Source organism: Pontiella agarivorans, from assembly GCF_034531395.1.
GTDB lineage: Bacteria > Verrucomicrobiota > Kiritimatiellia > Kiritimatiellales > Pontiellaceae > Pontiella > Pontiella agarivorans.
This window is the reverse complement of the sequence record NZ_JARVCO010000012.1, coordinates 715,217-727,202: the sequence shown is the minus strand read 5'-3', so window position 1 is coordinate 727,202 and position 11,986 is coordinate 715,217. Positions and strand designations below refer to the sequence as shown.

At 53.4% G+C, this 11,986-nt stretch carries 8 protein-coding genes and 1 tRNA gene; 1 reads left to right on the top strand and 8 read right to left on the bottom strand.

Annotated elements, in window-relative coordinates:
• The first annotated feature begins 14 nt into the window (after window positions 1-14).
• The gene (locus P9H32_RS15930; RefSeq protein ID WP_322609908.1) at window positions 15-2,147 is read left to right on the top strand and encodes a carboxy terminal-processing peptidase; all 2,133 of its coding nucleotides are present in this window, start codon (window positions 15-17) and stop codon (window positions 2,145-2,147) included.
• 104 nt (window positions 2,148-2,251) lie between these two features.
• Here P9H32_RS15930 and P9H32_RS15925 read toward each other — a convergent pair whose 3' ends face one another.
• The 8 genes from P9H32_RS15925 to P9H32_RS15890 all read right to left on the bottom strand — a co-directional run bounded on the left by P9H32_RS15925 (window position 2,252) and on the right by P9H32_RS15890 (window position 11,983).
• The gene (locus P9H32_RS15925) at window positions 2,252-3,337 is read right to left on the bottom strand and encodes a mechanosensitive ion channel family protein (RefSeq protein ID WP_322609907.1); all 1,086 of its coding nucleotides are present in this window, start codon (window positions 3,335-3,337) and stop codon (window positions 2,252-2,254) included.
• A gap of 78 nt (window positions 3,338-3,415) precedes the next feature.
• Window positions 3,416-4,450 carry a coproporphyrinogen III oxidase gene (locus tag P9H32_RS15920; RefSeq protein ID WP_322609906.1) on the bottom strand — a complete coding sequence of 345 codons (1,035 nt, stop codon included), beginning with the start codon at window positions 4,448-4,450 and terminating at the stop codon, window positions 3,416-3,418.
• Entirely contained in the window at window positions 4,440-7,007 is a 2,568-nt protein-coding gene (locus P9H32_RS15915; protein WP_322609905.1) for a bifunctional serine/threonine-protein kinase/formylglycine-generating enzyme family protein, read from the bottom strand. The genes P9H32_RS15920 and P9H32_RS15915 overlap by 11 nt, the downstream gene beginning before the upstream one ends.
• A 112-nt stretch (window positions 7,008-7,119) precedes the next feature.
• Window positions 7,120-9,234 (bottom strand): GreA/GreB family elongation factor, encoded by a 2,115-nt coding sequence (locus P9H32_RS15910; protein ID WP_322609904.1) that lies wholly within the window; start codon window positions 9,232-9,234, stop codon window positions 7,120-7,122.
• A gap of 130 nt (window positions 9,235-9,364) precedes the next feature.
• Window positions 9,365-9,451, bottom strand: a tRNA-Leu gene (locus P9H32_RS15905).
• Between the two features lie 172 nt (window positions 9,452-9,623).
• On the bottom strand, window positions 9,624-10,292 hold the full coding sequence (locus tag P9H32_RS15900; protein ID WP_322609903.1) for an electron transport complex subunit E: 669 nt from the start codon (window positions 10,290-10,292) through the stop codon (window positions 9,624-9,626).
• On the bottom strand, window positions 10,293-10,985 hold the full coding sequence (locus tag P9H32_RS15895; RefSeq protein WP_322609902.1) for an RnfABCDGE type electron transport complex subunit G: 693 nt from the start codon (window positions 10,983-10,985) through the stop codon (window positions 10,293-10,295).
• Window positions 10,986-10,987: 2 nt separating this feature from the next.
• A complete protein-coding gene (locus tag P9H32_RS15890) occupies window positions 10,988-11,983 on the bottom strand; it encodes an RnfABCDGE type electron transport complex subunit D (RefSeq protein WP_322609901.1) in 996 nt (331 codons plus the stop codon).
• Window positions 11,984-11,986 lie beyond the last annotated feature (3 nt).

Sequence of the window (11,986 nt, the reverse complement as noted above, 5' to 3'; positions counted from 1 at the left end):
CAGCAAGGATTTTTATGAGAGTTAAAAGCACACTGTTCGTCTTCGCCCTGCTTGCCCTTCCTATGCTTGGGATCGGTGAGCTGGAAAAAAGTGACCTCGACGTCAAAAAAATAAGCCGGACTGTCGCTTATTCCCTGCCCGTCTTTCATCTCAACCAGCTTCACTTCGACGAGCACATTTCCACCAATGCATTTGATCTCTATATCAACTCGCTCGATCCGTCGCGCAGTTATTTCCTCCAGTCCGATATCGATACATTCTCTCAGGAAGCCGGTTTGCTCCACAAGCAGCTTCGTAAAGGCGATATTGATTTTGCCCGGAATGCCTACGAAATCCTCATGCAGCGCATTGATAACCGCATGACTTTTATCGAGCAGCAGCTCGAGAAAGGGTTCGATCTTGAAGTGGAAGAAGAGTTTTTATGGGACCGTAAAGACGCACCGTGGCCCAAAAACGAAGCCGAGTGGAATGATCTCTGGCGGAAGCGCCTGAAAAATGAATATATCGCGCGCCTCGTTTCCAAAGAGGTCTATGCCGACGACACCAACCATGTGGATACGGTTTCCAGCAATGCTCTGGCTGAAGCCGAAACAGAAAACACGAACGACGTTGCACAAACGGAATACGATGAAGATGCCGAAGACGCCAACCTTTCCCCTGAAGAGTTTATCCTTGAGCGCTACAAACAGTTCCAGCTCACCATGGAATCCTTCGACGAAGAGCTGATTCTGCAACGCTACCTCTCCTCCTTTTCACTCGTCTACGATCCGCACTCCGACTATATGTCGCCCAGCAGTGTCGAAGATTTTGATATCAACATGAAACTTTCGCTCGTCGGCATCGGAGCCATGTTGCGCCCGGACGACGGAACGGCACGCATTGTCCGCATTATTCCCGGCGGACCGGCCGATGAAGACGGCCGTCTGAAAGCCGGCGACAAAATCGTTGCGGTTGCCCAGGGCGACGAAGAACCGGTGAGCATTCTGCACTGGCCGCTGTACAAAGCGGTTCGCCTCATTCGCGGTGAAAAAGATTCCACCGTCGTGCTCACCGTCATTCCGGCCTCCGACCGCTCCGGCACACGCACCAAAAAAATCGATATCGTGCGCGACGAAGTCAAACTCGAAGAGCAGGCCGCCAAAAGTGAAATCAAAGACGTTGAACTCGATGATGGAAGCTTCCGTAAGATCGGCGTGATTACCCTCCCCGATTTCTATGCCGATTTCAGCGCAACCAGCAGAAATCTTGCCGATGCCCGGCGGGCTTCAACCGATGTCCGGCGGCTCACTCGCGAACTGCAGAAAAAAGGCATTGAAGGTCTCATTCTTGATCTCCGCAATAACGGCGGCGGCTCACTGGTTGAAGCCATCGACATTACCGGACAGTTCATTTCCTCCGGTCCCATTGTTCAGGTAAAAGAGAAAAAAGGTGTACAGGTGCTGCCCGACGCCGATCCGACGGTTGAATATGACGGACCGATGATTGTCCTCGTGAACCGCCTCAGTGCATCGGCTTCGGAAATTCTGGCGGCCGCCCTGCAGGATTATAAACGCGCCATCATTGTCGGCGACCGTCAGACCCACGGAAAAGGAACTGTTCAGACCCTTATGCCGCTGGGCGATAAAAAAGGCTCGCTCAAGCTGACCACTGCCGGTTTCTACCGTATCAACGGCGGTTCCACGCAGCTCAAAGGGGTCAGACCCGATATCTACATCCCCGACTATCTCGATGTGATGGATATCGGTGAAGATTCCCTGGAACATGCTCTGCCGTGGGATACCATCCGTCCCGCTATGTACCGCACGAACGACGGATTTGAAGCCTATCTTCCGGCCCTCACCGCGCAGTCTGCAGAACGCCTCGCGGCCAATGAAGAATTCCAGGTTTACCTGGCCCGCCGGGAGCGGCTCAAAAAACGCTATGAAACCAAAACCGTTTCCCTCTCCCTCAAGGAACGGCTGGCCGAAGCCGAAGCGGAAAAGGAACTCGACGATATTCAATCCGGCGCATTCCTCTCCGAGGACGAGGATGCAGAAAATGATCACGACCTGATTCTGGATGAGACCCTGATGATTATGTCGGACCTGATCGATCTGCAGACGCTGGCGGCCCAGGATGCCAATGCCCCGAGCCTGAGCGAAAAATAAGGATCTTGTTCCATTCCCCGAATATTTTTCGGGGATTTTTCATTATCTTGCGACGGGCAGACCCGCCGGTATGGCAGCAAGCACCGACCAAAAAACCAAACCGGCTAGGCCCTGATGTCTTCGACGTGGCCTTCCAGGCCGTTCACATACAACGTCTGGGTCGGGAACGCAAATTCAATACCGGCCTCGTTATAGCGGCGGAGCAGCTCCATATTCACCCATTCGGCGTGCGCGAGAAAATCCCAGTAGGCCGGTGGGTGATACCAGTATATGGCCAGGATATTCAGCGCCGAAGCTTTGAAATCGTTAAAAAAGACGCGCGGCGGAAAATCCTCTTTCATGCCTTCGTGGTTATCGAGAATATCCCGCAGAATATCCAGCGCCTCCTGCACTTTTTCCGGCGGGGTGTCATAGGTAATCGTCACATTCATGACGCGCTTGATATAGGGGCGTTTCCCGATGTTCTGAATCATCTGATTGGCCAGCTCCCCGTTGGGCATGGTCACCAGATGCCCATCGAGGGTGCGCAGGCGTGTGGAACGGAAACCGACCTCCTCAATGGTTCCGTCATGCCCGCCGACCGTAATACGTTCCCCGAGTTCAAACGGCTTGTCCGCAAAGATCACAAGCGACCCGAAAAAGTTTTTAATGGTTTCCTGTGCCGCCAGCGCCACCGCCAGACCGCCGACCCCGAGACCGGCAATGATCGATGTGATCGGTTTATCACTCAGGATCTGCGCAACCTGCACCAGCCCCAGAATCACCACCACGACCCGCAGACTCTTGCGAACCATCGGGGCCATCATATCGTCCATCGTAGTCGGCGTCTTTTTTGTGATGTGTGTAATCGCGAAATCGATGACATCCACCATCGAATAGACAAAGAAAGAGACCGCCACCGTAAAGAGCACACTGAAACAATCGGACACCACATCGCCGACGCTTTCGCTGAAGTGCAGCACAGCCAGCCCGTACCGCAGTCCGATTGTTAGAAAAAGAAAAGGAACCGGACGGGAAAAAGATGAAAAGGCCACCCCCACCCACGGGCGCGACTCAAATCGTTTCGCTTTGCCCAGACTGTTCAGCAGCAGCTGGAGCAACTTGCCGAGCAGCATCGCCCCGACCACCCAGCCCATCAGAAAAAAGATCTGCCCCCAGGTCACCTCACCAAAAACAACTTCCTGCATCATGAACTTTATCTCCGTTCCGTTACTGACGCTGAAGATAGAAGGCTGAACCGGAATGCCAAGTTCCAACGTGTGGAAAAATCAGCGATGATTGTCCACCGTCGGCGGAGCAAAACCACCGGAAGCCTGAAGATCGAGAGCCTCGGGATAATGCCGGTAGTGCTCGCGCACGGCCCGGCAGAGATTTATTTTAACTGCGTCGTCGATCGTACAGATGCCTGCATTCGGCAGCGCACGGATAATGCGGTCGAGCAGCCGGTCCTGCGGATCCGGCATACGCGACACCCACGACAGCAATAGATTTTTATCCACCTGCGGCGGAAGCGAACCCAAAATGCCCACATCATTCTGATCATGCACCATCAGTCCGGTCGTAGTACCGCGGTCCAGCGTGAGCACCTGAAAAAAATAGAGCGTATGATAAGCCAGCTGCGCCGCCCGCTCCGTTTCCGAAGGTTGGAAACCTTTCGCCGCATTTTCCTGCAGAATCCGGAGATACGCATCGATTGCCGCCTCTCCGACACGCCACGCAAGCGCAGAATCCGCTTCAACATCACCGCTGTTCCAGTTTTCGAGATAAAAGTGGGTTATTCCCCGGTGCCGATTCAGAACAGGAATGAAAAAGTAGCGATCGCCCTGCTCCCGCGCTTCTTCATACTGTTCCGGCGCGGCAGCCTGCAGAGCCCGGGCAAACCGCTCCTTATTTTCTTCAATCGGCACCGACGGGTTCAGGTCCGCCATCATCCGCCAATAGCCCCTCCCCGATTTCATCTCGGTCCAGCTGATGTGGATATGAACGGAAGGCTGGAACGGATCGACCGGATGTACGATGGTCGAAATGGCCGTCGCCGCCCCGAGCCTGCGCTCCGGCTCATCGTCGTAGTGCACCTGCGAAACATTCACCGATGCCCTTCCCAGCAATGCAGCATCCTGCACCCCGAACCGCCGGCCGCCACCGTGCCGTCCGTCATCACGAAACCATTCCAGACACTGGAAGTTTTCGCCGCCGAATTTTTCCAGCCCTTGAACAAAGCGGGTCTGCAGCGCTTCAACACCTTCCAGTGCGTGCATCGCCTGTACCGATGCCGCGGGCGTTCTTTTCGTCTCAGTTTTCATATTCAACCACATAGCGAAAACCGACATCACTGGGCACCACGGCGGTATCGGAAGAATTACTGCAAGGCAGAAAATTATCCGGCGTGGCAAAACTGCCGCCTTTCAGCTGGTACATCTCCGAGCTCCCGGGCAGCAACGTGGAGGTCATTTCCCGCACATTCCCCCCCATATCGCGCACGCCGTAGGGCGAAGCGTCGTTCACAAATTTTCCAGGCTCCGCCCACAGCGGATAGGTATCAAAACCCGTAGGATTATATTTGGTATGGCTTAGATGCAGCCCGCGTTCAAAACCATTTCCCCATGGATACATCCGCCCGTCTACGCCCCGTGCCGCCTTCTCCCATTCCTCAACCGTTGGAAGCCGAACTGTTTTTCCCAGCTGTGCGCTCTTCCATTTACAGAATTCAACCACCGCGGCATGCGTGAGGCCCACCACCGGATACTCCACCTTCACCCGGGGATCATTCGGAATTCCGTCCGCGTTCCAGGCATCGACATACCTCCGCTCATCCATATGAAAACGTATACGGCTCATGCAGGCCGCTTTCTGTTCCGGAGTATCCAGCTGTTTCCAGAATTCCAGATATTCAGCAATCGTTACCTCTGTCCTTTTTATAAAGTACGAGGGCAGCGAAATTTCGTGCCGGCGGTAGAAGCGTGAATACGGCCCCCCGCAGAAAAATGAACCTTCCGGAACAAAGACCAGACCTTCGGGCACTTCATCAGGAATGAGCGGCGTCAGCTCCACATTCTCGCCATGGTCGATATAAACAGGATATGGAACCAGCCTGCCCGTCGTGGTCGTGAACTGAAGGATGTAAGACCCTTTTTCCAGATAAGGAATTTCTTTCGGAAAGTGGTCCGCCCGGTCCTGCATATCGGCCTGTTTGAGTCGCGGACCGGCATCAACCACCGGCCAGATGGTTACCTGATCCACATTCGGTGCCGGATTGATGACCAGGCTGCCCCATCCTTCAATACGACGGTGAACATCATTGGTATACGCTTTCGCGTCTTCAGAAAGCCCGCCTCCCAGATCCATCTGCTCTTCCATCGTCGCATCCAGCCACACCCGCGCCGCAGCATAATTTTCGCAATAGAGGGCAAATTCCACCTGCCGCCAGACCGTTTTTTTGTACCCATCCACCACGTTCGGCTTAAGGCGATAGGCCTCAGGTATACTTTTATAGAGGTTAATCGATTGAATGTAGTTGCTGTTAACCTCTTCCTGTAAGGCCTCCAATTCCTGCCTCAATTCCAGCTCTTCCCGGGTCGGTTCTTTTTGGCGGATGGTTCTGCACAGCGCCTTGAGTGCGTCATATTTCGCCCGGGCCTGCTCCATCCGATCTTCCGCTACCCGCCCTTTCTCTTCCGCCATGGCCAGCTTACCCGCATATTCACCTCGCAACTGTGAAACCTGAATGGTTTTCGTCAGGCCGAAAGCCACCAGCGCAGCCATCACCATACTTGTTCTGACGGGATACCGTCGGCAGATATTCCAGCAGCGCACATAAACCGGGGCACGGTATGCACTGACCTCTTTATGCGCGAGATAATTGCGAATATCCTCCGCCAGCTTATCGACTGAACGATAGCGACTCACCTGAAAGCGCGACATCGCCTTCATACAAATTGCATCCAGCTCGCGCGGAATTTTAAGTTGCGGTCTTCGTTCGCGCGGCCGCACAAACCGGCCGGCTTTTACGTTATCGAGCAGCTTCCTTAATTGCGTTTTTTCAAAGGGCGGAAGGTGCGTGAGAATATGATACAGAATTGCGCCGAGACTGTAGACATCACTCTGGAAATCCACATCGTCCACCTTACCCTCGGCCTGCTCCGGCGACATATAATTCGGGGTCCCGGAAATGGCTCCGTCCATCGTGTTATTTCCGGATGCCTCAAATTCCTCCATGCGCAACTGAACCCCGCTGTCCGTCCCCGAATCCCCATCGAGCCGCTTCACCAGCCCCCAATCAAGAATCAGCACTTCCCCGAATTCCCCGATCATAATATTGGCCGGTTTAAGATCCCGGTGAATCACCCCTTTGCTGTGCGCAAACGCCACGCCGTTGCAAACGGCCAGAAAAATTTCAAGAAGACGACTGAGTGGATATTTTTTTAAATACAATGAGGTATTGGCTTCAAGCCGGTCCAAAATCTCCTTGAGATTTTCGCCCTCAATTTTTTTCATCGTGAAATAGATTCCGAATTCATCGGTCACCCCCATTTCATGGACCGGCATGATATTCGGATGTTCCAGCTGAGCATTACCGCGCGCCTCTTTTAAAAAACGGTCAACAATCTCCTCTTCATTGCGGAACTGCTGTTTGAGCGATTTTATGGCCACGTCGCGCCCCAGCAGAGTATCATGCGCACTGTGAACCTGACCAAACGAACCTTTGCCCAGCGGGGTCACTGAAGTGTAGTGCGACTCCGGGGCATCCATTTTGACCGACAGCACGCGCTTCACATTATTCAGCTCAAGCGATGACGAAACACCCTGTGTCTCCTCACTCATTTCCCCCGCCTCCAGCTCACGATCTTCAGGTTGATCCATAATACATTCTCCAAGCAGGAACCTTATTCAAATTTCCGGACATAAACAGCCCGAAACAAAAAAACCCGGCTTCCAATCCTTGGATAACCGGGTTTGTTCAGCCTTTGGGAAATCAGCCGGCAATCCAGGAACGAATGCTGTCCGGCAGTTCATTGATGGATTTAATGGTACATTCACCCGCCGGAATTTCAACGGTATCGCCTTCGGCATGGCCTGCAAGTGCTTTAGCCAAACGGGTTTCACTGGAAATAATATTGAGCGCTTCATCCTGATCCCACACGCCAAGGATGTAATACGTCTCGACGGCTCCGGTTTCCGCATAGCTCAGTTCAACACCAACCCCCGCTCCGACAACATCCGTCTGGGCATCCGCAAAGTCAGTCGGTTTAACCTTTTCAAGATCCTCCGCCAGCTGGGCGCCCTGGGCCATCAACAGGCCCTGACGCTCCTTCGCATATTTGAACTCCGCATTTTCCCGAAGATCGCCATGACTGCGGGCCACTTCGATCTCTTTCGAGTTTTCCGGAATCTCAACGGTCATAATACGCTCAAGCTGCTTTTGGCGTTTTTCATAACTGCTGATCGAGGTAAACGGAACTTCCTTCTTCTGGGCGGTCTGTGAGGCCGTCGGCAGAATAATATCCTGCAATTCCGGATACTTGCGAAGCACCTTCGCCTCAACCGATTTGCGGTCCAAAGCATCCCAGCCATGACCCTCATGAATACGGCGCATAAAGTCGCGGCGCTGCTGCTCAGACATATCATCCATCACATCATGAAGCCATTCCTCCGTCTGGAAACGCTCACGCAGCTGATTCTGCGCACGCAACATCGCACCGGCACTGTTCACCTCAAGCACTTCCTGAATACGGAACGCCAGATCACCTTTTGAAATCAGATCCCATTCCATAATTTTTTCGGTCGACCGCTGGCACCACAGCAGCATCGGAGCACTGGCTGTACGGCGGGAGACCGCATTGGTCATAATCTGCCGGACATCCTCTTCAACCCCGTTGGCGATCAGAGCCGCCATAATCTCATTCAGCACCGGATGACTCACCACCGGAATAACCTGACTCAACGTAGACACCACCGCATCTTTATCATTCTCAATAAGAATCGACAGCAGGGTCTGCAGCGAGCGTGAAGGCAGACGATCGAGTGTTGCAACCAGATCACCGTCAATCAGATCACGAATCAGTTTATCAGTATCCAGCCCGGTAGGCTCGATGCTGAACTGACGGGCAAAGATGAACCCCTGGGCTTTCCACTCCGGACGCGCAGAAGGTGCTCCCTTGATAATGAAGGCGAGCCGGTTGGACAATGTTTCCAGCGCAAACTCCGATGAATAATCAAGTTTTTTATCGATAACCTCGTTAAAACGCTCGAACAGGCTTTCAATATCCCGTTCGTTGGCAATCAGCCCGAACCACTCATCGTCGTAAGCCAGACCGCCCTTATGAAAAACAATATTATCTGAACGCTTCTTCGGAATTTCAACCGAAGCATCGTCTTTCAGCGCCTTGCGCGCACCTTCCCAGAACTTTTTCCAGGCGGCCTCAGGAAGAATGGAAGGAATCATCTTCTCCATCAGACGGGTCACCGACAGGCTGCCGTAGCTCCGCAGCGCAATTTTCACCACTTCCGCCGGTTCCTCTTTAATCATCCGTTCGAGTTCGGCAGCATTGTTGTGTTTGATGGCCAGAATATGATCATCATCGATCAGCTCCAGAGCTTCAGCGGCATAGCTGAAGGCCATTTCATGATCGCCCTTCTTTTCGAAATCAATTTCAAGCTCACCGTAAAAATGGTCGATATCTTCAATAATACCGAAGCCCCAGGTTTCGTTATAACAGAGTTTTCCAGTTTCGAGCGACCGCAGGAAGGCCAGACGGTTGAATGCTTCCGCCACCGGCACCTTATGATTACCGAAGCCGGCCGGCTTCAGCATCCTCAGCACATTGCGATTCTTGCCGAAAAGTTTTTTGAGGCTTCCGGTCAGGTCTTCGACCTTGCCCTGAGCACCGAGCCAGGCCAGTACCACCAGTGCGTCGTCCTCCTTTTCAGCCTCAACGAGTTTCGAGTAAAGCTCCTGAGCTCCGTTCCAGGCCTCGACCCCGCGTCCAGCTTCAACCAGCGCATTCAGCGCCCCGTGCAGTTCGTTCTGATCCACTCCACTGCCGGCCAGTCCGACAATCCACTCTTCGTTAATCGCATCCAAATCCATTACAATAGGCCTCCTGAAAAATTAGCGAAGAAACCTAACGCTTTTTCGAACCGCTGGAAAACGTTTTCGCTGTTTTTCCAAGCACTGGAATAAAATAAAAAAGCCCGCTCAACGGAGCGGGCTTTCAGAATGGTGCACCCGAATGGAGTCGAACCATCACGCCATTGCTGGCACAAGAACCTGAATCTTGCGTGTCTACCAATTTCACCACGGGTGCGATGAAGGGCGAATTTATACGCATCGTTTTGGTGCGAGTCAACGCCCTAAAGTGATTTTTTTTCGATCCCTTCACACGATGTGCTCAGGGCATCAGTCCGGAGGTTGAGTTCAGGCGTTCGACGGCCTGTTTATCAGGCACTTCCTGCCATTCTCAACCTGCAGAATTTCAACTACTTACCATCCTCCATATCACAGATATTACAGGTGGAACAGTCCATCGAGGCCGGCTTATAGCCCTTGCCTTCTTTTTTCGCCTTTCTGATATTCAGCGCATTCATTCCGGCCAGAAAAAGACCAAGAATAATGAATGCACCCGGCGCAGACGTCCAGAGCATGAAATCGGTCGTCCACCCGGGAATCAGCTTAATTTGAAACAGCGATCCGCCGGCAAGAAACTCGCGGACTCCGCCGAGTGCCACGAGTGCCATCGTGAAACCGAGGCCCATTCCAAGACCGTCCATAACCGATTTGGCCACGCCGTTTTTCGAGGCAAATGCCTCGGCACGACCCAACACCACACAGTTAACCACAATCAGCGGAATAAACAGGCCGAGTGCATCGTAGAGTTCTTTCGGCGCATAGGCCTGCATCGAGAGATCAATCATCGTCACAAATGTGGCAATAATGACGATATATACCGGAATACGGATTTTCTTCGGGACAACATTCCGGATCAGCGAAACCACAACATTACTGCCGAGCAACACAAACATCGTCGCCACTCCCATGCCCAGCCCGTTGGTTGCGCTTGAAGTCACGCCCAGCGTCGGACACATTCCAAGCAGCAGCACCAGTACCGGATTCTCTTTCCAGAGTCCTTTTGTGAATTCCTTAATCATTTACTCGGCTCCCTTTGAAAGCTCTTCCAGATGATCGACCGCTGTTCTGCTGACGGCATAAACCGCTTCGCAGACGGCCCGGCTGGTAATGGTGGCCCCCGTTTTTCCATTAACCGCTTCGCCGTCTTTCACGATACCCCAGACTTCGCCGCCGGCTTTTTTTCCGGCGTACCAGTCCAGATAGCGGTTGGGAACCAGCCCCTTGATTTCTTCCGAACCCTGAATCAGATCCACAATGGTCTTCTGCACCTTCCGGTCCGTAACAGCAGTTCCCAGCCCGGGGGTTTCGGTCTGCGCGGTAACAATCACGGCACTGTTCACCACATTTCCGCCATCGATTTCTGCAACGGAACCGTCGGGACGAATCCCCACCATCAGAGAAACCGTACCGGAAAATCCGTCGTCGGTATTATCAACCTTACCGGCGAACCCGGCGATTTCTCCCCCTTTACGGGCGGTATAAAAAGTGACCTCCCAGCCGCGTCCGCAGACAAACGTGTTGGTTTCTGAAGCAGGATCATTGTCGTATTCCGGCAGTACCTGATCCATCGCCCGGCTGATCGCCGCTTTTTTATTAGCCTCAATCTGCGGGGCCGTCATGGCCTGTACTCCGGAAAGCAGCCCGGCCGCAACCGCCGCCACAATACCCAGGAATGTTCCAAGCAGTGGAATATTGATTTTCTGCTGACTCATGATTACGCCTCCCCTTTCGCCGGAGCCACATAGCCAAACGGCTTACGGACGGTTCCGCGGTCAATCAGCGGCACAAGTGCATTCATAAAGAGAATCGCGAAACTGACGCCTTCCGGATAACTTCCCCACAGGCGGATCAGGCTGGTAATCAGGCCGCAGCCCAGACCGAAAATCCACGCCCCTTTATGGGTCATCGGCGAGGTCACCATATCTGTAGCCATAAAGAATGCGCCCAGCAGCAGGCCGCCGCTCAGAATATGAACAAAGGGCGAATGATATTGTTCCGGATTCACCAGATGCATCATGCCCGTGATGACAAAAACGGTGCCGATAAAAGCCAGCGGAACTTCCCACTTAATCAGTTTTTTCCAGATCAGGATACCGCCGCCGATCAGCAGCGCCAGCGCCGAAGTTTCACCCAGACAACCGCCGACATTCCCTAAAATCATATCCTGCAGAACGGTTTCGCCGGGGGCCAGCCCCAGCGGGGTCGCGGCGGTGACTCCGTCGATGACCATGCGTCCCAGTTCCGGTTTATGCCAGGTCGTCATAATCCCGGGAAAACCGATCAGCAGGCCGACGCGGGCAACGAGCACCGGATTGAACGGATTATAACCCAGACCGCCGTACAGCTGTTTACCTAGAATCATGGCCAGCAGACCGCCCAGCACACAGATCCACCACGGCGAACCGGCATTTAAGTTCATCCCCAGCAAAATACCGGAGAGAATGGCCGAGCCGTCGCGCCAGGTCGACGGACGTTTCATCAGCTTATTCCAGCCTTCTTCCGCGAGGATGCAGGAGACCGTGCTGATGACGAGGACCTTCAGAGCTGCAAGCCCGAAAAACAGTACGGCGGCAATGCAGGCCGGCAACATGGCCGCAACCACGGTCAGCATAATTTTATCGATCGTCGGTTTATCCCGCATGTGCGGCGAATTACTGACCATCAGTTTCGATGGATCGGGCATTCGGATGTCTGGTGTTTCTTCTGACATAAA